Annotated in this window: 26 protein-coding genes; 16 read left to right on the top strand and 10 right to left on the bottom strand. The window is 53.3% G+C overall.

Annotation, left to right across the window (positions count from 1 at the left end):
* The first annotated feature begins 347 nt into the window (after window positions 1-347).
* Window positions 348-1,367, top strand: coding sequence for an IS110 family RNA-guided transposase (locus tag AC2FNV_RS18730; RefSeq protein WP_170607653.1), 1,020 nt, complete (start codon window positions 348-350; stop codon window positions 1,365-1,367).
* Between the two features lie 1,041 nt (window positions 1,368-2,408).
* On the opposite strand, the gene AC2FNV_RS18725 is transcribed toward AC2FNV_RS18730, so the two are convergent.
* Window positions 2,409-3,137 carry a hypothetical protein gene (locus AC2FNV_RS18725; RefSeq protein ID WP_170607655.1) on the bottom strand — a complete coding sequence of 243 codons (729 nt, stop codon included), beginning with the start codon at window positions 3,135-3,137 and terminating at the stop codon, window positions 2,409-2,411.
* Window positions 3,138-4,054: 917 nt separating this feature from the next.
* Between AC2FNV_RS18725 and AC2FNV_RS18720 the strand changes: the two genes are divergently transcribed.
* The gene (locus AC2FNV_RS18720) at window positions 4,055-5,194 is read left to right on the top strand and encodes an anhydro-N-acetylmuramic acid kinase (protein WP_170607657.1); all 1,140 of its coding nucleotides are present in this window, start codon (window positions 4,055-4,057) and stop codon (window positions 5,192-5,194) included.
* Here the strand turns inward: AC2FNV_RS18720 and AC2FNV_RS18715 are convergent.
* Together AC2FNV_RS18715 and AC2FNV_RS18710 are read right to left on the bottom strand one after the other, a co-directional pair.
* Entirely contained in the window at window positions 5,160-6,050 is an 891-nt protein-coding gene (locus AC2FNV_RS18715; protein WP_170607659.1) for a fatty acid desaturase, read from the bottom strand. The genes AC2FNV_RS18720 and AC2FNV_RS18715 overlap by 35 nt on opposite strands.
* 4 nt (window positions 6,051-6,054) lie before the next feature.
* Window positions 6,055-6,474: a cupin domain-containing protein gene (locus tag AC2FNV_RS18710; RefSeq protein ID WP_170607661.1), complete on the bottom strand. Its 420-nt coding sequence runs from the start codon at window positions 6,472-6,474 to the stop codon at window positions 6,055-6,057.
* Between the two features lie 86 nt (window positions 6,475-6,560).
* Here AC2FNV_RS18710 and AC2FNV_RS18705 point away from each other — a divergent pair, with 86 nt between their 5' ends.
* From AC2FNV_RS18705 to AC2FNV_RS18670, 8 genes are all read left to right on the top strand, one after another.
* Window positions 6,561-7,979, top strand: a complete 1,419-nt coding sequence (locus tag AC2FNV_RS18705) for a protein adenylyltransferase SelO (protein ID WP_170607663.1) — start codon at window positions 6,561-6,563, stop codon at window positions 7,977-7,979.
* An 82-nt stretch (window positions 7,980-8,061) separates the two neighbouring features.
* Complete coding sequence (locus AC2FNV_RS18700; RefSeq protein ID WP_170477934.1) at window positions 8,062-8,766, top strand: endonuclease/exonuclease/phosphatase family protein; 705 nt, start codon at window positions 8,062-8,064, stop codon at window positions 8,764-8,766.
* 87 nt (window positions 8,767-8,853) lie between these two features.
* Entirely contained in the window at window positions 8,854-9,267 is a 414-nt protein-coding gene (locus tag AC2FNV_RS18695) for a Fur family transcriptional regulator (RefSeq protein WP_170477931.1), read from the top strand.
* Between the two features lie 135 nt (window positions 9,268-9,402).
* Complete coding sequence (locus AC2FNV_RS18690; RefSeq protein ID WP_302478006.1) at window positions 9,403-9,534, top strand: hypothetical protein; 132 nt, start codon at window positions 9,403-9,405, stop codon at window positions 9,532-9,534.
* Window positions 9,535-9,543: 9 nt separating this feature from the next.
* The gene (locus tag AC2FNV_RS18685) at window positions 9,544-10,284 is read left to right on the top strand and encodes a DMT family transporter (RefSeq protein WP_496774112.1); all 741 of its coding nucleotides are present in this window, start codon (window positions 9,544-9,546) and stop codon (window positions 10,282-10,284) included.
* A gap of 145 nt (window positions 10,285-10,429) precedes the next feature.
* On the top strand, window positions 10,430-11,707 hold the full coding sequence (gene eno / locus AC2FNV_RS18680) for a phosphopyruvate hydratase (RefSeq protein ID WP_170607665.1): 1,278 nt from the start codon (window positions 10,430-10,432) through the stop codon (window positions 11,705-11,707).
* Window positions 11,708-11,919: 212 nt separating this feature from the next.
* A complete protein-coding gene (locus AC2FNV_RS18675) occupies window positions 11,920-12,159 on the top strand; it encodes a hypothetical protein (protein WP_170607667.1) in 240 nt (79 codons plus the stop codon).
* Window positions 12,160-12,368: 209 nt separating this feature from the next.
* On the top strand, window positions 12,369-12,536 hold the full coding sequence (locus AC2FNV_RS18670) for a hypothetical protein (RefSeq protein WP_170607669.1): 168 nt from the start codon (window positions 12,369-12,371) through the stop codon (window positions 12,534-12,536).
* Here the strand turns inward: AC2FNV_RS18670 and AC2FNV_RS18665 are convergent.
* From AC2FNV_RS18665 to mazG, 3 genes are all read right to left on the bottom strand, one after another.
* Window positions 12,533-12,982, bottom strand: a complete 450-nt coding sequence (locus AC2FNV_RS18665) for a GNAT family N-acetyltransferase (protein WP_170477920.1) — start codon at window positions 12,980-12,982, stop codon at window positions 12,533-12,535. The genes AC2FNV_RS18670 and AC2FNV_RS18665 overlap by 4 nt on opposite strands.
* Window positions 12,979-13,920 carry a nucleoside hydrolase gene (locus AC2FNV_RS18660; protein WP_170607671.1) on the bottom strand — a complete coding sequence of 314 codons (942 nt, stop codon included), beginning with the start codon at window positions 13,918-13,920 and terminating at the stop codon, window positions 12,979-12,981. The genes AC2FNV_RS18665 and AC2FNV_RS18660 overlap by 4 nt, the downstream gene beginning before the upstream one ends.
* 63 nt (window positions 13,921-13,983) lie before the next feature.
* Window positions 13,984-14,841: a nucleoside triphosphate pyrophosphohydrolase gene (gene mazG / locus AC2FNV_RS18655; protein WP_170477914.1), complete on the bottom strand. Its 858-nt coding sequence runs from the start codon at window positions 14,839-14,841 to the stop codon at window positions 13,984-13,986.
* A 265-nt stretch (window positions 14,842-15,106) separates the two neighbouring features.
* On the opposite strand from mazG, the gene speB (AC2FNV_RS18650) reads away from it, so the two are divergent.
* From speB (AC2FNV_RS18650) to AC2FNV_RS18640, 3 genes are all read left to right on the top strand, one after another.
* A complete protein-coding gene (speB, locus tag AC2FNV_RS18650) occupies window positions 15,107-16,069 on the top strand; it encodes an agmatinase (protein WP_170607673.1) in 963 nt (320 codons plus the stop codon).
* A 109-nt stretch (window positions 16,070-16,178) separates the two neighbouring features.
* Complete coding sequence (gene speB / locus AC2FNV_RS18645) at window positions 16,179-17,132, top strand: agmatinase (RefSeq protein ID WP_170607675.1); 954 nt, start codon at window positions 16,179-16,181, stop codon at window positions 17,130-17,132.
* A gap of 65 nt (window positions 17,133-17,197) precedes the next feature.
* Window positions 17,198-17,605 (top strand): DUF1499 domain-containing protein, encoded by a 408-nt coding sequence (locus tag AC2FNV_RS18640; RefSeq protein WP_170607677.1) that lies wholly within the window; start codon window positions 17,198-17,200, stop codon window positions 17,603-17,605.
* Here the strand turns inward: AC2FNV_RS18640 and AC2FNV_RS18635 are convergent.
* Complete coding sequence (locus AC2FNV_RS18635) at window positions 17,546-17,833, bottom strand: hypothetical protein (RefSeq protein WP_254442611.1); 288 nt, start codon at window positions 17,831-17,833, stop codon at window positions 17,546-17,548. The two genes, AC2FNV_RS18640 and AC2FNV_RS18635, sit on opposite strands and share 60 nt — an antisense overlap.
* Before the next feature lie 63 nt (window positions 17,834-17,896).
* On the opposite strand from AC2FNV_RS18635, the gene prfA reads away from it, so the two are divergent.
* The 3 genes from prfA (at window position 17,897) to AC2FNV_RS18620 (ending at window position 20,616) form a co-directional block, all read left to right on the top strand.
* The gene (gene prfA / locus AC2FNV_RS18630) at window positions 17,897-18,952 is read left to right on the top strand and encodes a peptide chain release factor 1 (protein ID WP_170607882.1); all 1,056 of its coding nucleotides are present in this window, start codon (window positions 17,897-17,899) and stop codon (window positions 18,950-18,952) included.
* The gene (gene prmC / locus AC2FNV_RS18625; RefSeq protein WP_170607679.1) at window positions 18,949-19,794 is read left to right on the top strand and encodes a peptide chain release factor N(5)-glutamine methyltransferase; all 846 of its coding nucleotides are present in this window, start codon (window positions 18,949-18,951) and stop codon (window positions 19,792-19,794) included. Before prfA ends, prmC begins: the two co-directional genes overlap by 4 nt.
* A gap of 240 nt (window positions 19,795-20,034) precedes the next feature.
* Window positions 20,035-20,616: a DUF4167 domain-containing protein gene (locus AC2FNV_RS18620; RefSeq protein ID WP_170477902.1), complete on the top strand. Its 582-nt coding sequence runs from the start codon at window positions 20,035-20,037 to the stop codon at window positions 20,614-20,616.
* 57 nt (window positions 20,617-20,673) lie between these two features.
* On the opposite strand, the gene rsmA is transcribed toward AC2FNV_RS18620, so the two are convergent.
* From rsmA to AC2FNV_RS18605, 3 genes are all read right to left on the bottom strand, one after another.
* Complete coding sequence (rsmA, locus tag AC2FNV_RS18615) at window positions 20,674-21,516, bottom strand: 16S rRNA (adenine(1518)-N(6)/adenine(1519)-N(6))-dimethyltransferase RsmA (protein ID WP_170477900.1); 843 nt, start codon at window positions 21,514-21,516, stop codon at window positions 20,674-20,676.
* An 84-nt stretch (window positions 21,517-21,600) separates the two neighbouring features.
* Complete coding sequence (pdxA, locus tag AC2FNV_RS18610; RefSeq protein ID WP_170607681.1) at window positions 21,601-22,566, bottom strand: 4-hydroxythreonine-4-phosphate dehydrogenase PdxA; 966 nt, start codon at window positions 22,564-22,566, stop codon at window positions 21,601-21,603.
* On the bottom strand, window positions 22,563-23,659 hold a 1,097-nt coding region (locus AC2FNV_RS18605), incomplete at its 5' end, for a peptidylprolyl isomerase (protein ID WP_496774106.1). The genes pdxA and AC2FNV_RS18605, both read right to left, overlap by 4 nt.

Genomic DNA, 23,659 nt, shown 5'->3' with positions numbered 1-23,659 from the left:
TGTACCAAAAGAATCGAGAAATGCCTGTGTTTGACCCGTCAATGTCGTATCGAGCATAATTTTCCTCCCTCGTTTCATCCTAATTCGAACACTCTAGGAGAACCGCACCATCAAGAGCCAGCGTTTTAGCTAAATGCTGCCAAACCTAATATCATGGGCTCAAGCAATCATTCGTTACGGAACTGCGCTCACAAGCCTAATTAGCGTCAGTATTGGGCTCAGAGTGGTCGTTTGCTGCGCGGCGACATGAGCGACCGCTCTGCAGATGGTGTGGATGGCTCCTGCTCCATCGGCGTCGCGATGCGCCATAGTGCAGGTGATGTCATCAGCGAGAGAGGAGCCACCCCATGCAAGTTACCACCATTGGCCTGGATCTGGCCAAGAATGTCTTTCAGGTTCACGGCGTCACTGAGGTGGGCGAGATCGTCTTCAACCGTTCGCTTCGGCGCGCGCAAATGCATCGTTTCTTTGAGGGCCTGCCGCCTTGCCTGGTCGGAATCGAAGCGTGTGGGACGAGCCATTACTGGGCGCGGGAGATTGCAACGCTCGGACACGAGGTGCGCCTGATCCCGCCGGCCTATGTGAAGCCCTATGTGAAGCGTGGCAAGTCGGATGCGATCGATGCCGCAGCGATCTGCGAGGCGGTGACACGGCCGTCTATGCGGTTCGTGGCGATCAAGACGCCGGACCAGCAAGCGGTCCTCGCGCTGCACCGTGTACGGGACCTGATTGTCCGTCAGCGGACGCAGATCGTGAACATGCTCCGCGGTGTGCTGGCCGAATTTGGGATTGTTGTTCGGCAAGGCGCCGGCCACGCCATAGCCTTTGCGAAGCATTGTTTTGAAGGCGTTGAACAGGACTTGCCGGACCCGGCCCGGGATATCGTGACCAATCTCAGCCACCAGCTCGTGGCTCTGCACCGCCGGGTACTCTGGTACGGTCGTCAGTTGAACCGGGCTGCACCCCTTGATGCGCGCGTCGCCCGCCTGCGGACGATCCCCGGCGTCGGACCGATCACCGCCTCCGCCATCGTCGCCTCGATCGGGGACGGGCGTCAGTTCTCAAACGGGCGCAGCCTCGCGGCCTGGCTCGGCCTCACACCGCTCAACCGATCGAGTGGCGGTAAGGAACGTTTGGGACGCATCTCGAAGATGGGAGACCGCTACATCCGCCGATTGTTGGTGCTCGGCATGACGTCCCGGATCAAGCAGATCAGACACCGACCTGATCAATTCGATCCTTGGTTCTCCGAAATCCTTGAACGTAAGCCCGCAAAGCTGGCAGCCGTCGCAATGGCCAACAAAACGGCGCGGATCATCAGGGCGGTGCTGACGCGCGAGCAGGACTACAAGGTCAGAACCGCGTAACGACTGAAAGGATCAACCAAATAACAAGACGCAGGATGTGATGGACATGGTCAGCCCAACGATCAAGACACACCGTGCCTTGTCCCGGACCTCACGTGTCCGCTCTGCAGAATGGGACCCTGTCTGCGGAACCCATCAGGGCCAGCGGTCAGACGCAGCGCGCAAACAGGCCGGACACAAGGCCGCTTCTGACCAAACACCCCTCACGGAAAAAGTCTTGCTTTGCAGGAGCCATCCACACAGGACAAAGCTGCAGTTTAATCACGAGCGCAAAGAAACGGATAATGGGCTGCATGCTAAGCAGCAAATTGAGTGATTTAGGGGCTCGTCTTAATATACTTGATTGGCGATCGTTTAGTTATGGACCGGTGCAACGAACCACTCTGTCCACATTAAGACAAGTTCTTCTGACAAGACCGACAAGACCATGGCGAGCGTGAGAAAGAAATCATATTGCGTCTATAACGCGCCCACCTTTCATGTGTTGATATTGATCAAAGCTATTCGGCTTTAAACTTGCGATGCAAATTTGAATAAATAGGGAGGAATTTGTCATGAAGCTCGTCAAGTCTCTTACGAACGCCTTGCCCATTCTAAGACAATCAGCGTTGGGATCCATTGCTACTGCTCAGGAGTGGCTACCTACCGAAGGGGCGCTTTCCAATGCGTACCCTGGAAAAGCTTACTCTCCGTATGCCCAGCGCGTGTTCCCGAAGCGCCCGCTTTGGGGTAACAGGAGCGGTCGCGTTATTGGGATGCTTCTGGCATCCGCAAATAGATTCAATCCGCTGAATGAAGGATGCAACTCCCGCCTCGTTCACTCGGGAGTTTGTGCTCGAATTGCGCGGAAGATGCTTCGATTTTTTATGCCATGGCTGCAAGGGCGGACTATTTTACCAAGTGAGTGCAGCAATCTTTGCGAACCCAACTAAAATCTACATTCCTACCCAAGCGACACCAGTCAGAGGGCTGCGCGAGGGCTGCGCGAGGGCTGCGTTTCGGTCTCGACGGGCCGGCGGGTGTGCATGCGGGCAACGTTTCTCATGTCTGCACCCAGAGTTTGTAATCGTCGGCTTTGAGTTTCGGGTGCCGCCCCCAATTGTACAAATGGTCGAACAGGTCATCCAAAGACGGATCGGGAAGTGCAACCTCGTTCTCAATGCCGTGGTAGAGAACACCGTCTTTCCAGTATCCCAAATCGTAATAGTCGGGACCTTCGTCTTCTTCATCTATACGCGGGTCATCGTTGTCACGGAACAGACCGAACACAGCGCCTGCCATTATCCGTTCCAGCATGGCATCGGTGTCATTGTCCCAGTTGGTTGGATGAATTGAGAAACGGTCGTGTTCGCCATCTGCTGAGTCTAACCGATATACTGGGTCCAGCGAGTAGGGGTCTTCCTCGTTAATTTCTAGTTCCTCTCGCCGCTTTCTGCATTCGTTTTGCAGTTTAACTAAAAGATCGATGGCGTAGGTTGCGGCAGCGAAAGCCTTACCCACTTCATCATCGTCCATTTTGTCCCACTTTGCCGTGTCGCCTGCGTCTTCGATAAAATCTGAAGCGAATTGTAACTTTCCCTCGAGAGTCTTTAATTCTGCCGCATCATCGCCATAGTTATGGACAAAACCTACCAAGCGAGGTTTCCCACGGGCCGTCAATCCTTCGGCGCGGCGTTTATCGCGCAATGCCTGCACACGACATCTGCTGCTGCAATAGATGGCGCGGGCGTTGGTAATGGCGTTTTCGCATTTAGGGCAGGTTTTACTCATTACCCTTTACCTTTCAAGCGTTACACATCACGTGAAACGGTACGTAGTTTCCGTTTGTCGTTACACAAGAGCGCGCAACACTTCTATCCAAAAATCTCTCAAACTCAAAAGCGCGGTTTCCGCGTTTTTCAATGAGGGCAACAAAGTTGGTAACGGAAGTGATGCCGTCAATCTTTGCGTAACCTTGGCCTGATACGCAGTTGTCAGGCTTTTTTGCGTCGACGGTAACCGCTCGCTAGTTCCTCAACTAAAAAAACTCTCGGGCTTGTGAATAAAAGCGGGTAGTGGCTGTTCGATACCGCGCCATCAAGTAAACGCGCCGCAAGACACATTTGGTTTTAGGGTTCCATAGTCTTGCATAAATGACTTTGATGCTGCTGCGCCTAACCTGAATTGTTAGACGCCTGGTGAAAGTCAGCTCCCCTTTTTTGGTAGGGCTAGGTTTCAAAACGTTGTTCGGTTAATTTACCAAGTTTCAGATTGTTTGCGACATTCATCGTGTTTTCGCTCTTTTTGCAATGGGCTAAGAGGTCCGAGGCACACTTTAACAGCCTTGAGCGAATCGAAGAGACGGCCCAACCACATCATCGTGGCGATGGAGTCCCTCACTTGGGGTGTTAGGTCATATTGTGCCTCGGGATTGGTGTTTCTGGGCACTGTATGTGCGGCGAAATCACCAAGCAAAAGGTCCCAATTCGCAAATTCGAATTGGTCTTGCCGATGTTCGATTGTTTTTTACAAACCACCGATTGGTAAACTTCGAAACAAATCTGTTGAACCCAAGCCGCGATCGAAAAAATATGTGTGATATTTGAGTTTAATCGCCTTGCATCGTGATCCTGCCAACGTGCAATTTGTAGGCGCCGCGTCGTAAGGTTGTGTGCGTTGACGGCCGACACAGGATATTGTCACCAGACATGCAAAAAAAACACATCAGATGGAACACCAAAGGTTCGGGCCCGGTGCGAGCATTGGGGGCTATGTCCGGTACCTCGCTTGACGGAGTGGACGCTGCGGTTGTCGTGACGGATGGTGAGTCGATTTTTGGCTTTGGCCAAACCGGCTATCGGGCTTATTCGGACTCCGAGCGAGCAACTCTTAGGGCCGCTTTGGAACGTTGGCATGGACCTGAAGTTGATGCTGCAGCGCTAATGGTTACACAGGCCCATGCCGAGGTGCTTTCGGAATTCGAGGATGTCGAGTTGATTGGGTTTCACGGTCAGACGCTTGCACACGAACCGCGCGGTCGTGGAACATTGCAGGTTGGCGACGGGTTGGGGCTTGCCCAGGCTTTGGGTCTGCCAGTTGTTTGGGACTTTCGCAGCGACGACGTTGCTCTGGGTGGCGAGGGAGCACCTCTTGCACCGTTTTTCCATTTTGCTTGCGCGAAATGGATTGGTGCCGAGGAGCCATTGTGTTTCCTGAACCTTGGTGGAGTCGCAAATCTCACATTTGTAAACCCGTCATTCGATAACCCAGAAGAACCCGGCGCTTTGTTGGCATTTGACACAGGGCCAGCAAATGCGCCGGTGGACGACCTGATGCAGAAGCGCCTTGGATTGCCCATGGACAGAAACGGCGAGACGGCTCGTGGCGGCGATGTAGAAACCGGCGCTTTGGAATTATTTCTAGCTGAGCCGTATTTTTCTCGGATGCCTCCTAAGTCTCTGGATCGGAATGATTTTTCAGAAATGATTGAATTGGTCAAAGAGCTTAGCAATCCCGATGCAGTGGCTACACTCACAGCAATGTGCGCAGCGGCCGTTGTTCAGGGGATGGAGCATTGCCCAAAGGCACCCAAACGCGTGCTGGTGACAGGTGGAGGGCGGCACAACCCGGTTCTAATGGAAATGTTACGCGTGTCGCTGGATTGTCCGGTGTTGCCGGTCGAAGCAGTGGGCCTGGATGGAGATATGCTTGAGGCTCAGGCCTTTGCCTATCTGGCAGTGCGCGTCGCCCGCGGTATGCCAACCTCATGCCCGGGCACTACAGGAGTTAAAGCTCTGGTTGGGGGTGGGACCGTCAGCGCTCCAGAGCGTGCATATAATCAGCGGTAAATTCCGAATACCCATTAGACGTGGACTTCAAATGCTGATGCGTCCATTTGTGAAGCTCAGGCAACTGATGGAATGGAACGTTTGGAAACGCGTGGTGTTCCGCATGATAGGGCATGTTCCAGGCAAGAAAACGGATCACCTGATTGGTGAATGTGGTTCGGGAATTTTCTAGCATGTTGGCAACTGGCGGGCAGAGGCCATGCTCTGCTAAAAGATAAATGCGTAGAAACGGCTGGCCGAGAAGTACAGGCGCGAGCCACAAATAAAAGAGCGCCGGTGAGAAAAACAAGCTAAAGCCCGCAAACACGTATAAGACCAAGATTATTCGGGCCTCGATCCTGATTTCGCGATAGCGACGCTTTGGCAGGTATTCAGTTCCTATCTGGCCCAACGCGTTCTTGGCGAGCGTAATCATCATACCAGACCAGTAGTGCCACCCGCTGAGGTAGACGAACATGTTGCGCCAATTGTCAGGTCTGGGCTTGCCGCCCAGTTCCGGATCCTTTTGCGGATGGTTCGTCCACTTATGGTGCGCAAGGTGGAAATACCGAAACCATGTAAAAGGCAGGCAGATTGGGACGGAAACAAAATGCCCCACAACTTCGTTGAGCCATTCCGATTTGAATGGCGTTTTATGAGTACACTCATGGCTGAGCGTGAACAGGAACACCAAGAGTATTCCTTGAGGCAACATAAGCAGAGGCCAAAATGGTATTTTTAGAAAAATGCCGGTACTGGTTAAGCTCAGTAGCGCAAGGTAGGCAGCAAGGTGCTTTAATCCAACAACGTTTGAACGTAGCTGCAGTTGATCTTTCGCTTCGGTAGGAATTGCGGCTATCAGGGCGCGATGATCCATGGATTTAAGCACGCGGAATGTCAAAATCTGGTTTGGCCAGTTCGAAGCCGCCGAATTCGAATCCAGGCGAAACCGCACAACTGACAAGCGTATATTTCCCGGTGCTGCGTGCGGCTTGCCAATGACCTTTCGGGACAATCAATTGGGGGAACCCTTGGTCAAGGTCTGGCGTTAAAACGTGGTCATGTGCGGGGCCTTGACCCGTTTCGCTAATTGACAAAATCAACGGCGCCCCTACGTGAAACAACCAGATTTCGGTGGCGTCGACCTTGTGCCAGTGGCTTCGCTCGCCCGCCTGCAGCAGAAAATAAATACATGTGCCAGTCGCGCGACCGGGATTATCAGCTCTCCATGTTTCGGAAAACCAGCCACCTTCGGGATGACGTTGCAGGTTCAGACGTTCGATGATTTCTTGTGCTGTCATTTCGGGCTCTTTAGCATGGTCGCGTTTATAAACGAGGCTGCATTATCAGGTATGGCATTTGTAGCCCCGGACCATATGTTTACTGCATGACCCTAACGATCCCATTTGACAACAGTTATGCACGTTTGCCGAACGCATTTTACGCGCGCCAAGCACCTGTGCCTGTCCAGGCACCCCGCCTTATTGCCTTTAACGCCGATTTGGCGCGCATCATGGGGGTATCGCCCGGGGACGTTCAGGAAATGGCCGAGGCTTTTGGTGGAAACAAAATTCCTGATGGTGCCGAACCTTTGGCCCAGTTGTACTCAGGACATCAGTTTGGGCACTACAACCCACAATTAGGCGATGGTCGCGCCGTGTTGCTGGGTGAAACAGTTGGATCAGACGGGGTTCGACGGGACATCCAACTGAAGGGATCAGGACCCACTCCGTTTTCCCGACAAGGTGATGGTCGAGCGTGGCTGGGACCGGTTTTGCGTGAATATGTTGTGTCCGAAGCAATGCACGGATTGGGTATTCCGACGACGCGCGCATTGGCTGCGGTGGAAACAGGCGAATTTGTGCTGCGCGAACGCCCGCTACCCGGAGCTGTTCTGACCCGCGTGGCCCAAAGCCATCTTCGGGTTGGTACGTTTCAGGTTTTTGCGGCCCGCGGGCAATTGGACAGTCTGCAAAAACTGACGGAATATGCCGTATCGCGCCACTATCCTGATGCCGACGGACCAATGGGGTTACTTCGGTCCGTCCGGGATACGCAGGTAAACTTGATTACACTCTGGATGGGCGTTGGTTTTATTCATGGGGTAATGAACACCGACAACTGCTCGATAGCTGGTGAGACAATCGATTATGGCCCTTGCGCGTTCATGGACAGTTACCATCCAAACACCGTTTTCAGCTCGATTGACCAAATGGGGCGTTATGCCTACGCGAACCAGCCGGACATCGCCGTTTGGAACATAGCTCAACTGGCGACTGCTTTGATCCAGCAAATGCCAGACAAAGAGGCCGCTGTTGAGGAGGCGACAGGTATTGTTCACGCTATGCCAGATTTACTCCAGCAAAAGTGGCTTGATCGCTTTCGTGCAAAGATTGGTCTGACGAACCAAAAAGACGGGGATTTGGAACTTATTTCCGGCCTCTTGACCAGGATGGCAAACAATCAAGCCGACTTCACCAATACATTCCGGGCGCTTGGCACCGAGCAAGCGCGAGATCAGTTCACTGACCCTAACGTTTTCGATGACTGGTCTGAAAGCTGGAGGCAACGAATTCGTCACGAAGAAGACCCATCAAGCGTGATGTTGAAGGTAAATCCAGCGTTCATACCGCGCAATCACCGTGTAGAAGAAATGATCGAAGCGGCAGTGCAAGGCGACTACACTCTGTTCCACCGGTTAAATTCGGTTCTGGCTCTTCCATACAGCGATAACCGTGAGGCAGCTGATCTAAAACGCCCTCCTACCGAAAATGAAATTGTTCAGGCGACGTTTTGCGGAACTTAGTCAGGGCTTCGGTTGGTATTCACTGCGGGGGTAAAATCTGCGACATTTTGTGGAAACTATTCAGAACGGAACTTGTGCCCAAATGACGTCTGCGCCGACTTTGCGACTGGCCAGCTACAATATCCAAAAATGCGTTGGCCTTGATTTTCGCCGACAGCCGCAGCGTATCATGCAAGTGCTGGATGGATTGCAGGCAGATATTGTCGTTCTGCAAGAGGCTGATAAACGATTACCCCCGCGTCCGGCTGCCCTTCCGCATTTCATGCTGGACGAGGCGGGTTGGCAGATCGTTGACCTGGGCGGGGCAGGCAGCCTGGGTTGGCATGGCAATGCGGTCATTTGGAGAGGGCAGGGCATTGAGGTGAGGGAAACCGGCCATCATGAACTGCCGGGCTTCGAACCTCGCGGCGCCGTGAGGGTAGAGTTTGAAACCCAGATAGGACCGCTGCGGGTAATGGGAATGCACTTGGGCCTGCTGCACGCGTCGCGCCGACAGCAAATCACCCATATCCGACGCTTTGATGCCGATTTGGATCAGATGCCGACCGTTTGGGCCGGGGATTTTAATGAGTGGTCGCGTCAACCCGTTCTTGATCATTTGGCCCCAGATATGCAGTTTCTGCCACCCGTACCCAGCTTTCCTGCGGCTCAGCCGCTTGGCGCTTTGGACCGCATAGCCTTGGGGCAGGGCCTAGAGGCCAGCGGACATGGCGTGCATGATGCCCGACCCGCGCATATCGCTTCGGATCATCTGCCAGTATGGGCGGATCTAAAAAGAGGCCCATGAACTTCTGGTGGACGCGATCGAAATCGACTGTGGTGAAACCAGAACATACATATTAAGACAGAATCCCGAATAATCCCGAGGATCCGAATGTCCGACACGATCATCGCCCGTTGCGAAGCCAAAGGCCTTCGTATGACAGGTCAACGCCGAACCATTGCGCATGTGCTACAGCAGAGCGAGGATCACCCGGATGTCGAGGAACTTTACGCCCGTGCTTCTGCTGAGGATTCAGGAATATCCATCGCGACTGTTTATCGCACGGTTAAACTGTTTGAAGAGGCAGGGATTCTCGAGCGCTTGGAATTTGGCGACGGTCGCGCCCGGTACGAAGATGCGGAACGCGATCACCATGACCATTTGATTGACGTGCAGTCCGGCGAAGTGATCGAGTTCGTGGATCCTGAAATAGAAGCCTTGCAGGAAAAAATCGCAGCCAAGCTGGGGTATAAGTTAAAGGGCCATCGGTTGGAACTTTACGGTGTACCGCTGGACAAGGATTGATTCATTGAGAAAAGCGATGGGTAGCATCATTTTAATTCATTGAGCTTGCTGCAATACCGCTTGTCGCATTTTGCCATATAAGGTTCTTGTGCCCCTGAGATGTCGGATTCTAGGCATAACAACTTGGGCACTTTGATGGACAATGTAAAAGGCATATTGCTGATCGTCGCTTCTATGGCGGCCTTTTCGCTTGAAGACATGTTTATCAAGCGTTTGCTGGATAGCGTTTCAACAGGGCAGATCATGGTTGTTTTGGGCGTGGTCTGAGGGCTTTTATTGACGGCACTGTCCATTGCAACACGCAAGCGAATCTTCGACCCTATGGCGTGGCAAGTTTTGCCTTTGGCCCGGGCGGCTTCCGAAGGCCTCGGTGCTATTGCTTTTGTGACCGCGTTGGCGGTGGTCGAACTGTCAACCGTAGCGGCGGTGTTTCAGGCGACGCCTTTGGCGGTAACTATGGGTGCGGCTCTTTTTTTGGGCGAACAGGTTGGATGGCGTCGTTGGTGCGCGATTGGTGTCGGGTTTATTGGTGTCATGATAATCATCCGACCCGGACTGGCGGGCTTTCAGCCCGAGGCTCTTTTCGTTGTTGCGAGCGTGGTCGCCATTGCCGCACGCGACCTCATCACACGGAAACTGGATAGTCGCGTGGCTACGTCTGTTGTTGCTTTGCAAGCCTATGTTGCAGTCGGTGTAATTGGTGTGATTTTGGCGAAATTCTCTGCTCAACCATTCACTCCGATCCAATCTGACCAGATCGGGTTCTACATTGGCGCAATCGGGTTCGGAGTATTGGGATATTGCGGAATCGTGGTTGCCATGCGGACAGGAGAGGCCTCAGCTTTGACACCCTTCCGCAACACCAGATTGGTTTTTTCGATCGCTGCAGGAATGCTCATGTTTGGTGAGCGTCCGGATTTGCTGACTTTGACCGGTGCGGTGTTGATTATTGGGTCTGGGATTTACACGTTTTTTCGCGAGCGCAAGCTGGCGCAAGCGTTCTTGGTTTCGGGCTGACGGCTCGTTGCGGGAAAGAGCAATCGGCATGTTGCTACCGCAAACGGTCGGAATGTGTTGATGTTAGCGATAACAAAGCTGGTTTACTTTTCGCCCGGTGGTGCTATGAGGCATGCAACCGAAGGCATCTTTAGGGATCGGGATCATGAGCACAATTATCGACATCCACGCACGCGAAATTCTGGACAGCCGGGGAAACCCAACCGTCGAGGTCGATGTGATTTTGGAAGACGGCACCATGGGCCGCGCCGCCGTACCATCGGGTGCATCTACTGGAGCTTATGAGGCGGTCGAAAAACGCGATGGCGACAAGTCGCGCTATCTGGGCAAGGGCGTGCTAGAGGCGGTGGCTGCCGTAAATGGCGAGATTGCCGAGGAACTGGTTGGTTTCGACGCCACCGAACAAGTGGCAATCGATACCGCAATGATCGAGCTGGACGGAACAGAGAACAAAGGCCGTCTGGGCGCCAATGCAATTTTGGGCGTATCGCTTGCGACTGCCAAGGCTGCTGCGGACTTTACGACTCAGCCGCTGTACCGTTACGTCGGAGGCACTTCGGCGCGTATTTTGCCCGTACCCATGATGAACATCATCAATGGCGGTGAACACGCGGACAACCCAATCGACATTCAGGAATTTATGATTATGCCGGTTTCGGCCGCGAATATCCGCGAGGCCGTGCGCATGGGGTCCGAAGTCTTTCACACCCTAAAAAAAGAGTTGTCAGCGGCAGGACTGGCAACTGGTGTCGGGGATGAGGGTGGTTTCGCCCCAAATATCGCCTCTACCCGCGAGGCTTTGGATTTCATCCTCAAGTCAATTGAAAAGGCGGGATTTAAGCCGGGTGAAGAAATCCATCTGGCGCTGGATTGCGCCGCGACCGAGTACTACAAAAACGGGAAATATGTTCTGTCCGGTGAAGGCAAAAGCCTGACTTCAGAGGAAAATGCGGAATATCTTTCTGCATTGGTCAATGACTATCCGATTATCTCGATCGAAGATGGCATGTCCGAAGATGACTGGGATGGCTGGAAAGCTCTTACAGACGCTATTGGAGGACAAGTACAACTGGTGGGGGACGACTTGTTTGTCACCAATCCGACGCGTCTGGCCGAAGGGATTGAACGTGGGTGCGCAAACTCGATGCTGGTCAAGGTTAACCAGATCGGTTCGTTGACCGAGACACTGCGTGCAGTCGATATGGCCCACCGCGCGCGCTTTACGAACGTCATGTCGCATAGGTCCGGCGAAACTGAGGATGCAACGATTGCGGATTTGGCCGTTGCAACTAATTGTGGTCAGATCAAAACAGGTTCTCTGGCGAGGTCCGACCGACTGGCGAAGTACAACCAGCTGATTCGGATCGAGGAGTCATTGGGCGAAGTCGCTGAATACGCTGGTGCTTCTATTCTGAAACGCTGATCTAATTTATTTCTCATCGAGAAACCGGCCCATGCACGTGCGGGCCGGTTTTTTATTGTTCGCGTCTCAGCGGAAATGGACCTGCAATCCCGAAAACTTCTGAGAAGATTGGCTGCTGCGGAAATATTTCGGTACACTTGAAGTTAGCCGCTTTGATATAGGAACCATTCTTACCTGGAACACGATTAACAATTCATTTCGAGGACATTTAGATGACTACGATGAAGCGAATATTTGGGCTTACGGCCCTTTACCTTCTTCCCCAGGCAACCTTGGCCGGCCCCCCGCCCGAAGCAGTATGCGAGCGGATGGTTGCGGATGATCCCAGCGGCCAGATCACGATGGAGGAGTGCCTGTGTACCTACCAGGTTGCCGATCAGGTTCTGGACGACGACATTAAAGAACTGCTTTTGATGCTTGGTACACAGGCAACAACAATACCGAAAAGTTAAAGCAGCTACCAAATCCGGATCGCGTCAGTAAGCAATTCAGCAGAATGGAGCGGGCAATGAAGCAGAATTGTTTGTGACTTAGGCCAAAGAGTACGAATTACCGGATTTGTTCAAAATATTTTTCCTATCGAGCGATTATGTGTGAACTTGTTCCTATTTGACTAAGCTTGGATCGTTTATTCTGACTGTATTGCAGAAAGGAGAACGCGATGTCTGCTTCAAGAATCCTTCTCGTAATTTCAATACTTTCCGTTGGAATTCTGACCGCATGTGCAGGTCCAGGCACCTATCCGATAACAGGCATGGAGGTGTCGCAAAATGATCCAGTTCAGGAAATGTACAATCCGGGTCTAATATTCCGCGGTGAATCCCGCTAAAACCTTTTGCTCATTAGCATATAACGGTCACGAGGTTTGAAACCCGAACGTAGATAAAGGCTTTGCGCTGTTTCGTTGGCGCGATCCACTTCCAGGTGCAAAGCCGTCAACCCGGCTCCTGACAGTGCTTTGGGGAGATCGTGCAAAACTTCGGTGGCGATACCACGTCCGCGGACAGCAGGCCGAATGTAAATCTCGTCGACAAATGCATCCATTCCGCCAAATTCTACTGACCAGCCGAAAGTTATGATTATGTACCCTAGAGGTGCGCGGCTTGGACCGATCAAGTAGATGCATCCATGCGGAATACCTTCCAGTAAGGGCAGAATCGCCTTTTGCTGTTTGTCTTGGTCCTGGTCGATGCCGTGCTCGGCGTGGAAAGCTGTTACCAGGTCCATCAAGCGATTTAAGTCTTCTGGGCGGGCAAGCTTCAACGCGGCGCTCATAGTCGCGCCAGCCGTTCTGTAAGCAGTGCAAAAAAACCCTCGGCATCCACTTCACCCATGAACATTGCGTTCGGTGGATGTTTGGTTACGCGCCACCAGTCGGCCACTGTCATTCCCATCGTCAATTCAGACTGGGTTTCGATCTGCACATTGATATGTCGGCCCGAAAAAAGGTCGGGCCGTATCAGATAGGCTGTGACACATGGGTCATGTAATGGCGCCCCTTCAGAACCGTATTTTTCCTTGTCGAACCTCTCGAAAAAATCGGTCATCTCAGCCACAGCGTGCCCGACTTTTGAATTCAAGGCGCGAAAGGCCTCATTTCGTTTTTGTGTAACCAGCGCATCGTGGGTGACATCCAGCGGCATGACTACAATGTGCGCACCTGAATTGAACACAACTTCAGCCGCTTCTGGGTCAACGTAAATATTGAATTCGGCGGCAGGGGTAATGTTGCCAACTTCAAAATAAGCCCCTCCCATAAGTACGATTTCCTGAACGCGGTCGACGATATCCGGGGCCTTTTGAAAGGCCGTGGCGATATTCGTCAGTGGACCCAGCGGGCACAGTGTAACAGTCCCCGAATCATGCGCATGCAGTGTTTCGATAATAAAATCAACCGCATGTCCATCTGCCAGCGGCATCTGCGGATCTGGTAGGACTGGTCCATCAAGGCCAGTTTTGCCATGAACATGCTCAGCCGTCACCAACTCACGGTTCAGGGGACGGTCGCACCCTGCATAAACAGGAATGTGGGTATGATCAGCAAGTTCACAAACAATTCGCGCATTCTTGGCGGTAAGTTCCAGTGGCACATTACCTGCCACAGCGGTGATGCCGAGAACCTCGATTTCCTCCGGGCTTGCCAGCGCTAAAAGGATTGCGACGGCGTCGTCTTGTCCGGGGTCGGTATCTATGATGATTTTGCGCGGTGCCATGCTTTGTCTCCGGGGTCTTGAAGGGCGGACACTCGCAAGTGCCATCGTCCTTGTCCAGTCTGTTCAAGCGTCGGATATCGCCTGCACAGGCGGGAGTTTGCCGTTGGCGCGATGCTCTTCGGTTTTCACCTCATCCCAAAGCGCATCCATTTCTTCTAACGTGCTGTCTGAAGGCATCTTTCCGTGATCGGCCAGTCTCGCCTCGACCTGTTCGAACCTACGGGTGAACTTGGCATTGGTTCGGCGCAAGGCCGCTTCGGGTTCGATTCCCAGATGGCGGCCAAGGTTCACAATTACAAACAAAAGATCGCCGAATTCGTCTTCGAGAGCATCCGAATCCATGCTGTTCCGGGCTTCCTCGAGTTCGGCTGCCTCTTCGGTGATTTTGGCCAGCACATGGCTGGTGTCTGGCCAATCAAAGCCCACACGCGCCGCCCGTTTTTGCAGCTTATGCGCTCGAAGAAGGGCAGGCAGATTGGCGGCGACACCGTCCAACGCGCCCTTCTGTTCCTTGCCTGCACGCTCCGCCGCTTTAATAGTTTCCCAGTCGCGCGTCTGTTGATCGGCAGATTTTTCTCGAGACTCATGGCCGAACACATGCGGATGGCGCGTAACCATCTTGTCAGACATTGTGCGCACGACGTCTTGAAAGGTGAAATGTCCCGCTTCTTCAGCCATTTGGGCATGGAAAACCGATTGGAATAGCAAGTCACCCAGTTCACCTTTCAGTTCGTCCCAAGCCTGCCGGTCGATAGCGTCTGCTACCTCGTAAGCTTCTTCGATCGTGTAAGGCGCAATAGTGGAAAAGTCTTGTTCAATGTCCCACGGACAACCGGTTTTCGGATCACGCAGGCGGCGCATAATTTCCAATAGACGCTCGATACCTGCTTCGCTGTCGTGGATCAGCGGATTTTCAACCATTGCGAACCCTTTCGTTCCGGTGTCAGATGCATCAATTCCGCAGTAAAGATCAGGAGTCCAGCCTTGATGCCCGTCTTGAGCCGAATTGCAAACAACGCGGCCGTTTGTAGGTCATCGACATACCAGGATAACTCGCTAAGTTGCGTCGCCCCGGGATGCAACTTTTTCGATGAGGTCGAAGCCGTCGGTTTCAGAAACCCAACGCAGCTGGGCAAAAGCGTACAGCCTTCGGGCTGATTTCACAGATGAATAGGACCCTAGGGAAATGTCACTAGAAGATTCTAAGAAATTCGTGGACGAGGCATTCACCAATCCCGAGCTAAAGGGGTTGTCTCATGAAAACACGTTCGGCGGGGCAACTTCGTTTCTACGCCGCCTTTACACCAAAGATCTGGCCGGGGTGGATATTGCAGTTACAGGTGTGCCTTTTGATCAGGCCGTTACCAATCGCCCAGGCACGCGGCTAGGTCCACGTGCGATCCGTGAGGCCAGTACATTGCAATCACCTGATGAGCCTTATGGCTGGCCTTTCAATGCTTTGAGCGACTTGGCAATCGTTGACTATGGCGACATCGCTTTCGATTATGCAAATATTCCTGCCTTTCCTGACACTTTGACAAACCATATCCGAACCATATTGGAGGCCAATGTCGCGTCCGTCACCTTGGGCGGTGATCACTACATCAGCTTCCCGATTTTGAAGGCTTATGCCGAGAAATTCGGACCGATGTCCTTGCTTCAATTCGACGCTCATACTGACACATGGGCAGATGACAACATGGAACGTGTGGATCATGGAACCATGTTTTACAAAGCAGTTAAGTCAGGGATTGTGGACCCAGCCCGGTCGGTTCAAGTCGGCATACGGACCAATAATGAAGATACGCTTGGGGTAAATATCATCGACGCGCGTGAAGTTTATGAGGCCGGACCAGCCGCAGTTGCAAAAAAGATCAAAGGCATTCTAGGTGGCCATCCAGTTTACCTCAGCTTTGACATTGACTGCCTTGATCCAGCCTTTGCACCAGGAACCGGCACCCCTGTTTGGGGAGGGCTCAGTTCCATTCAAGCCCAAATCATTCTTCGCGACGTTGCTGGCATTAATATAAAGGGCGGGGACGTTGTTGAAGTCTCGCCTCCGTTTGACACATCTGGTGCAACCGCGGTTGCGGGAGCACATGCTGCCACTCAGATTATTTGCCTTCTTGGTTGGAACAAGCTGACATAGCGGCATAAACATTGACAATTTATGCGCTTGTTCGACCAAGCCTTAACTATTGGTTAGCCATGAGTTGGGTATCGCTGATGAAAAGCGGTCAGCCCGGACAGGAGAGATTATGACAACGACCAAATTCAACCAACCGATCAGTGGAAACGATTTGGCACGGTTCTCCGGGCCGAACACGTTCATGCGTTTACCGCAGGCTTCCTCGCTTTCCGGGCTGGATGTTGCAATACTGGGTATCCCGATGGATATCGGTACTTCATGGCGGTCTGGCACTCGGTTCGGGCCGAAACAAATTCGCAGTGAAAGCGCAATGATCAGGCCGTACAACATGGCTACTTCTGCTGCCCCGTTTGAAAGTCTGCAAATTGCGGACATAGGGGATTTGGCGATCAACACATTTTCGCTAACCGACAGTCTGTCAATCATAAAGGAAAGCTATGAAGGGATTCTGGAACAGGGCGTAATCCCTGTGGCCATGGGCGGGGATCACTCAATTACCTTGCCGATCTTGCGAGCAATTGCAGCCAAGCACGGACCTGTCGCATTAGTTCATGTAGACGCACATGCGGATGTAAATGATGAGATGTTCGGTGAAAAAGAAGCTCATGGCACCGTTTTCAGACGCGCTTACGAGGAAAAGCTGATCGACCCGGACAGAACCTTTCAGATTGGGATTCGCGGTTCCGGTTACGCGGCCAGCGACTTTACCGAGGCGCAGGGGTGGGGATTCCGCCATTTTCCAGCGTGGGAGTTGTGGCAGCAGAACCTGACGGAGATTGGATCACAAATCCGCAAGACAATCGGAGACCATCCGGTTTATATCACCTACGACATCGACAGTCTGGACCCAGCCTATGCGCCGGGAACTGGAACCCCAGAGATCGGAGGGTTAACGACACCTCAGGCGCTGCAACTGATCCATGCACTGGGCGGAGTAAACGTTGTTGGGTGCGATCTGGTCGAAGTATCGCCACCCTATGATCCGTCTGGCAACACCGCATTGACTGCTGCGAACCTGCTTTTTGAGCTCTTGTGCATATTGCCGGGAGTAACGTTACGATAAGGGTTGGTATTACTCCTTGTTCCGACAGTAATTCCCAATAGTTTTTTACAAAGCGTGCGACAGGAATGTTCAAGTTGGGCCTTTTTTTATTTGTGGGGTTAGTAGTTTTGGCCGGCGCTTACGTACGGTTGGCGCCCTCGCATCCGGACCGCTGGCACGTGGCACCGTTGGGTAAGGCTGACCGAAACAATCGGGGAAGCGTATTCCGCGTGATTGAAACCGGACCGAACGGGCTTGCGCGCTTGGATGCAATCGCCCGCGAAACGCCGCGTACTCGAGTGCTTGCCGGGTCGGTGGACGATGGGATGGTTACCTACATAACCCGCACCAGAGTGATTGGATTTCCTGACTACACCACCGCTATGCAGGATGGAAACACCTTACGCATCCGTGCACGGTTGAGATTTGGAAAATCAGATTTTGGAGTTAACCGTGCTCGGGTCGACGGGTGGTTGGCTTTGCTGCAACCCTGAAGACAAACACCCTTCCTGAACCTCGCGCCACATTGGGACGTTCAACGACATCTGGCATTGAGCGGTAAACATACGGCCATCAACCTGCAGACATATCAGTTCACCCAATTCGATACGGCTGCCGGATGTGTCGGTGCAATAGCAGTCCTGAACTTTACCCCCGGGGCCGATAACATCGGCGCCCGCAGAGGTCGCGAAAAGGGTCAATAAAAGGAAAATTAGTTTCATGCCGCAAATGTTAACACACCGACGGCACTTGACCCAAGCCCCCGAATGATAGACACCGCCCGGATGATCCCCGAAGAACGTCTTGAGCAGATCACCCAACGTTTTCAATACCTCGAAGCAGCCATGGCCGATGGCGCAGCGGGAGGGGATATTGCAGCGTTGGCCAAGGAATACTCTGACCTCAAGCCTGTGGTTGATCAGATTATGGCGTGGCGGCAACTGGTTGCAGATTTGGCCGAAGCCGAAGAGATGTTATCCGATCCCGATATGAAGGAATTGGCAGAAGAAGAAATTCCAGGCCTTCAGACTCGTATCCCAGAAGCCGAGCATGCTCTACAACTTGCGCTTCTGCCTAAGGACGCCGCAGATGCCCGCCCAGCAATGTTGGAAATCCGCCCCGGAACAGGCGGTGACGAGGCGGCACTATTTGCAGCAGATTTACTGCGAATGTATCAACGCTATGCGGAAAATCACGGCTGGCAATTCGAGATCATCGAAGAGCAGGCGTCGGATCTTGGCGGATTCAAGGAAGTCGTAGCCCATATCAAGGGTGACAGTGTCTTTGCGAAGATGAAGTACGAATCAGGTGTCCACAGAGTACAGCGTGTACCCGAGACCGAAAGTGGCGGGCGCATCCACACTTCCGCGGCCACAGTTGCAGTTTTGCCCGAGGCCGAGGATGTGGACATCCAGGTCGATGCCAATGACATTCGTATTGATACGATGCGTAGCTCAGGTGCCGGAGGTCAGCACGTAAACACAACCGACTCGGCGGTTCGGATAACCCATCTACCGACCGGTTTGGTTGTAACCAGCTCTGAGAAGTCTCAACATCGCAACCGCGAAATCGCGATGCAGGTGCTCAAAACCCGCCTGTACGATCTGGAACGCCAGCGAATTGACAGCGAACGCTCGGCTGATCGCGCTAGTCAAGTCGGGTCGGGGGATCGGTCCGAGAGGATTAGAACATACAACTTCCCCCAGGGCCGTATGACGGACCACCGGATTAACTTGACGCTGTATAAACTGGATCAGGTTTTGCAAGGTGATTTAGACGAAGTCATTGATGCGTTGACCGCGGACGATCAGGCGCGGTTATTGACCGAGATGGCGAAATGATTGCCGCTCTGACGGCAGCCCAGGCGATGGTCGCTGCGACAGCACGTTTGCGTGCAGCAGGTGTGCCTGATCCCGCTCGGGATGCTCGGCTTCTTTTGGCACACGCAGCAAGGATTGAGGCAAGCCGGGTTACGCTGATCGCTCCTGAAGAGTTGGCTCCGGACATAGCCGAACGATACGACACGCTGGTTTCCTTGCGCGCGGTTCGGGTCCCGGTATCACATTTATTGGGTGAGCGTGAGTTCTATGGCCGCGACTTTCGTGTCAGCCGCGACGTTCTGGATCCGCGCCCAGAAACCGAAACGCTGATAGAGGCCGCGTTGAGCGAACCGTTTGACTACCTGCTTGATTTGGGCGTCGGTTCGGGCTGTATCCTGATCACGTTGTTGGCAGAGCGTGCCAGCGCGGTAGGTGTTGGCGTCGATCTGAGTGAGGCGGCTTGTCTGCAAGCCAGTGCCAATGCAGTATTGCACAACGTTCAGGAACGGGTCGAAATTCATCAATCGGACTGGTTTGCCGATGTCGATGGAGTTTTCGACCTGATTGTAGCGAATCCACCTTATATTTCGTCGGATGAGATGCGGGAACTGTCCCCCGAAGTCCGAGAGCACGAGCCGCGCATGGCTTTGACAGACGAAGGTGACGGATTGGGCGCCTATCGCATAATCGCCGCGTCGGCCCCTGATTATCTATTGCCCGGCGGACGGATTCTTGTCGAGATTGGGCCCACACAGGGGGCTGCGGTTTCTGCCTTGTTTGACGCAGCGGGATTGGCGGATGTTCGCGTGATCCCCGATCTGGATGGTCGTGACCGGGTAGTTGGGGCAAGATTACCTCATTGAATCGCCAAAGTGAGGCTGAAAAGCGCCGGTTCATGTAAAAAAGCTGCGAAATTTTTCATAAACCCCTTGTCTGAAAGCTCAGGACATGCTTACTCAGTGTAGTCGGAGAGGCCGACGCTTTTGCAGCGAGCCCCTGACATCAAGCCCAAAAAAGTCGACCACACGTCACGGCAAATGCCTCAGAATGATGTGAGTTAAGGGTCGGCAGACAGCGAATTGATAAGGCTGACGTAAAGTAAGATGAGATCCTCTAAATCCCGCTCGCGGGCCAAGAACAACCGAAATCGTCCATCTGGTGGCAATGTTGTAAACCGTGTTTTCGACAGCTCTGGGCCAGAAGGTAAGGTACGTGGTACCCCGCAGCAAATCATCGACAAGTACAATCAGCTTGCGCGCGATGCCCAACTGTCGAATGACCGTGTTGCTGCGGAAAACTTTCAACAGCACGCCGAACATTACCTGCGCTTGCTAGGTGAGGCGCAGCGCGAAATCGAAGCGCGCCGAGAAGAGCAAGAACGGCAGAATCGTGAACGTCAGGCCGAGCGCGACCGCGAACGGGCGGAGCGTCAGGAACGTGAAGCTGCGCGCCAGGCTGACCTGGCCGAAGCGCCGCAACCAGATGTCATGGACTTCAACGCTGAGCAAGCGGTACCTGAAAGCGGTTTGGTTGAAACGCCTGAAAGTCAGGATGCGACCCCGGCGGCATCTGAGGAAAAAGAGCGTAAGGAAAAACCAGTACGGCGACCGCGCGCTCGAAAGCCAAAGGCTACGCCAGAGGAGACCCCTGCTGACAACGGAGATACTCCGGAAGCGGCAGAGTAAGCCCGACCAGTTTAAATGCTCGAATGACCTTGGTTTCCGTTCCGAGGTCATTTTGATTCATGATTTGCGGATTTCTCGCGCCAGTGCGCAAAAAGACTCCAGCGGGATTTGTTCTGCGCGATCGGTAGGTTTAATCCCTGCGGCGATCAGGCGGTCCTCGATATCAGGGGCCACGCCTTTGAGGGACGCACGCAGCATTTTGCGTCGTTGATTAAATGCAGCGGCGACGACTCGCGAGAGTGTGGCCGCGTCAGAAGGAAAGCGAGGTTCCGGCAGCGCTTGAAGGTGAACGACTGCGCTTGAAACCTTCGGTGGTGGAGTAAACGCAGAAGGCGGCAATGACATTGCAATGCGGGCATCTGTCCGCCACTGCGAAAGAATCGCCAGTCGACCATACGCCTTGCTGCCGGGTTGCGCGACAATCCGATCTGCAACTTCGCGTTGGAACATTAGCGTTAAGCTCTGCCAAAATGGCGGCCATTTTGGTGGTGTCAACCAGCGGACCAAAAGTTCTGTCCCTACATTATATGGCAAGTTGGCCGCGATCCGGACCGGCGGCCTAAGATGCGCCAATGGATCAATTTCCAACGCGTCTCCATTGATGACCTTCAATCGACCCGGATATGCTTCGGCTATTTCGTTCAACGCAGGAATGCAGCGGGTGTCTTTTTCAACCGCGACTACTTTACGGGCACCCTCGGCCAATAACCCTCGGGTCAGTCCGCCCGGGCCGGGACCTATTTCCAAAACATCACATTCAGCGAGGTCCCCAGCCTGACGAGCAATTTTGGCCGTCAGATTTAGATCCAACAGGAAATTCTGGCCTAAAGATTTTCGAGCCGACAGCTGATAGGTCGCTATGACGTCTCGCAGCGGGGGTAGGGTGTCGATTGCGCTCATGTTCGACTTACCTTTGCGCTGGGCTGAGCCATTGCGCCAGAAAGTCTTTGTCGCGCTTAAAAGATTTTCTGACCGGACGTAAAATCATTGGGTTTGCGACATCTTTTGTGCAAGACGCAGAGCTTCAATCAAACTGGTGGGGTTAGCGACACCTTTCCCGGCAATGTCGAGTGCAGTTCCGTGATCCGGCGAAGTGCGAATAAACGGCAATCCAAGCGTGACGTTAACACCGCGGTCGAAATCCAGTGTTTTGATCGGGATTAAGGCCTGATCATGGTACATGGCAATCGCTGCATCATATTTCGCGCGAGCGGCGGCGTGGAACATGGTGTCTGCGGGATGTGGACCGCTCACGCTGTAGTCGCCGGGGGCCAGCTCTGCCAATAATGGGGCAATCCAGTCCAGCTCTTCAGTGCCCATTTTGCCGCCTTCGCCTGCGTGCGGGTTCAATCCAGTGACGGCTATACGAGGATTTGGAATGCCGAACTGAGACTGCAGCCCTTTGGCGGTGATTTCAATTGTGTCAAACAACACATCTGGGGTGAGGGCATTGGAAACTTGAGACAATGGGATGTGGATCGTGGCTGGGACGACGCGTAGTTGGTCACTGGTCAACATCATTACCACGCGGTCACGACTACCGAGGGCCGCCAGAAATTCTGTATGACCTGGATAAGAAAACCCCGCGCCGTCAATGAGAACTTGTTTGTTGATAGGCGCTGTGCATAGCGCAGAAGCGGATCCGGATTGCACCAATTCGACGCCTCTTTGTATTGCTTCCACCACTCGGGGTGCGTTTGTTGGGTTTGGGTGCCCCAGTACGTTAGGTGCTGGGAAATTCATCTGCAGTACAGGCACGGCGTGTGAACTTACTTGTTTTGCATCGGCAATGTTGTCTAGGCGAACAAACGGGGCACCTTCAGGTAGATGGTCTGCATCACCAATATAGATAAATGGGCAGCTGTCTTTTAGTTCGCCCCACGCTTTTGCCACAATCTCGGGCCCGATCCCAGCTGGTTCGCCGCAGCTAAGTGCAATGGGGCGTATCATTGTTCTACAATTGTGGCATCTGCGCGAAGCTGTTGCAGAAGGCTGTCGGCAAATGCTTCCAACCGTTGTTGTGTCAATGCGTTTGCAACGTCAGTACGCGAGGTTTCCTCGCCCATGTCTCGGGTTCGACTGCACAACATCAGAAAAACCAGCGATTGACCGTTGTTGCGGGTCAGCGTCGTAGATACCTCGTTCGCGTCAAGTTTTGCCAGCTCCAAGGAAACGTCTCGCGGGATTTCAGAAGGACTAGCTGAGATTCGTTCAAGCACCCCGGCTGGTTGCCCTTTTGCAATTCCATAAAGATCGTCGCAGGTGTCGATGTTTTCTTTCAGCTCTGCGGCCCGGGCCAGGCCTTCCGCTTTTCGGCCACCAGGCATGAAATACATCGCATAATCGATCTTGGAGTACTGCGGAGTGCCCGTTGCCACCTCGCGAATGCCGCGAAGCTGAAACAATGCGATTGCATTGGGCAACGTCAAAGGATCGGTAATCTCGCCGTTTTGAAGACCTAAAATGACAGGTTGTAACGCAGGCGGCAGGCTTGTGATCGCCAACCATTCCAAACGACCGCCGTTTTCCCGAGTTGCAGCTGCAGAATATTGTGTTGCAGCGGCGGAAAACGCGTCTTGCCCAGAAACCTGCGCAATTTCTTCTGCCAATGCTTCGACTTGCGGCAGCGTTTGTGGCGTCACAGGGATAATTATTTCTGACATCAGCACCTGAAGCCCGCCGCCGCCACCTTGTCCCATTGCGCGATCGATTTCCTCGTCGCTGGGACGCGCCTGAGAAATAAATCGAGAACTTATGAAATCCCGCCACGAAATTTGATCGGCAATGAAGTCCCGTACGGTTTCCTGTGCGATGCCAGCATCACCCAGTAACCGCAAGAACTGTTCCGATGAAAGATTTCCGCGTGCTGCGAATTCGTCAATCCCGTTTTGAACATCTTCTGGGGCGGCTTGAATGCCTGCCTCACGCATCGCCTGTTTGCGCAGACGGTCGTCGATCAGTGCTTGACGAACTTCGTCATCGCCACTGCCTGGCACGCCCAAAATCTCGAGAAACTGTTGCCGCTGGTCCAGTTCATACCAAG

This window comes from Ruegeria sp. BHSA163, from assembly GCF_059613365.1.
This window is presented reverse-complemented; position numbering and strand designations above follow the sequence as displayed.

Coding starts and splice junctions, on each gene's coding strand:
- eno (WP_170607665.1), top strand. CDS start 10,430: ATGAGCACAATTATCGACATCCACGCACGCGAAATTCTGGACAGCCGG.
- rsmA (WP_170477900.1), bottom strand. CDS start 21,516: ATGAGCGCAATCGACACCCTACCCCCGCTGCGAGACGTCATAGCGACC.
- AC2FNV_RS18710 (WP_170607661.1), bottom strand. CDS start 6,474: ATGACAGCACAAGAAATCATCGAACGTCTGAACCTGCAACGTCATCCC.
- AC2FNV_RS18695 (WP_170477931.1), top strand. CDS start 8,854: ATGTCCGACACGATCATCGCCCGTTGCGAAGCCAAAGGCCTTCGTATG.
- pdxA (WP_170607681.1), bottom strand. CDS start 22,566: ATGATACGCCCCATTGCACTTAGCTGCGGCGAACCAGCTGGGATCGGG.
- AC2FNV_RS18640 (WP_170607677.1), top strand. CDS start 17,198: ATGTTCAAGTTGGGCCTTTTTTTATTTGTGGGGTTAGTAGTTTTGGCC.
- prfA (WP_170607882.1), top strand. CDS start 17,897: ATGATCCCCGAAGAACGTCTTGAGCAGATCACCCAACGTTTTCAATAC.
- AC2FNV_RS18690 (WP_302478006.1), top strand. CDS start 9,403: ATGGACAATGTAAAAGGCATATTGCTGATCGTCGCTTCTATGGCGGCC.
- AC2FNV_RS18700 (WP_170477934.1), top strand. CDS start 8,062: ATGACGTCTGCGCCGACTTTGCGACTGGCCAGCTACAATATCCAAAAA.
- AC2FNV_RS18675 (WP_170607667.1), top strand. CDS start 11,920: ATGACTACGATGAAGCGAATATTTGGGCTTACGGCCCTTTACCTTCTT.
- AC2FNV_RS18620 (WP_170477902.1), top strand. CDS start 20,035: ATGAGATCCTCTAAATCCCGCTCGCGGGCCAAGAACAACCGAAATCGT.
- AC2FNV_RS18720 (WP_170607657.1), top strand. CDS start 4,055: ATGCAAAAAAAACACATCAGATGGAACACCAAAGGTTCGGGCCCGGTG.
- speB (WP_170607673.1), top strand. CDS start 15,107: ATGTCACTAGAAGATTCTAAGAAATTCGTGGACGAGGCATTCACCAAT.
- AC2FNV_RS18725 (WP_170607655.1), bottom strand. CDS start 3,137: ATGAGTAAAACCTGCCCTAAATGCGAAAACGCCATTACCAACGCCCGC.
- prmC (WP_170607679.1), top strand. CDS start 18,949: ATGATTGCCGCTCTGACGGCAGCCCAGGCGATGGTCGCTGCGACAGCA.
- mazG (WP_170477914.1), bottom strand. CDS start 14,841: ATGGTTGAAAATCCGCTGATCCACGACAGCGAAGCAGGTATCGAGCGT.
- AC2FNV_RS18635 (WP_254442611.1), bottom strand. CDS start 17,833: ATGAAACTAATTTTCCTTTTATTGACCCTTTTCGCGACCTCTGCGGGC.
- AC2FNV_RS18665 (WP_170477920.1), bottom strand. CDS start 12,982: ATGAGCGCCGCGTTGAAGCTTGCCCGCCCAGAAGACTTAAATCGCTTG.
- AC2FNV_RS18670 (WP_170607669.1), top strand. CDS start 12,369: ATGTCTGCTTCAAGAATCCTTCTCGTAATTTCAATACTTTCCGTTGGA.
- AC2FNV_RS18715 (WP_170607659.1), bottom strand. CDS start 6,050: ATGGATCATCGCGCCCTGATAGCCGCAATTCCTACCGAAGCGAAAGAT.
- AC2FNV_RS18660 (WP_170607671.1), bottom strand. CDS start 13,920: ATGGCACCGCGCAAAATCATCATAGATACCGACCCCGGACAAGACGAC.
- AC2FNV_RS18705 (WP_170607663.1), top strand. CDS start 6,561: ATGACCCTAACGATCCCATTTGACAACAGTTATGCACGTTTGCCGAAC.
- speB (WP_170607675.1), top strand. CDS start 16,179: ATGACAACGACCAAATTCAACCAACCGATCAGTGGAAACGATTTGGCA.
- AC2FNV_RS18730 (WP_170607653.1), top strand. CDS start 348: ATGCAAGTTACCACCATTGGCCTGGATCTGGCCAAGAATGTCTTTCAG.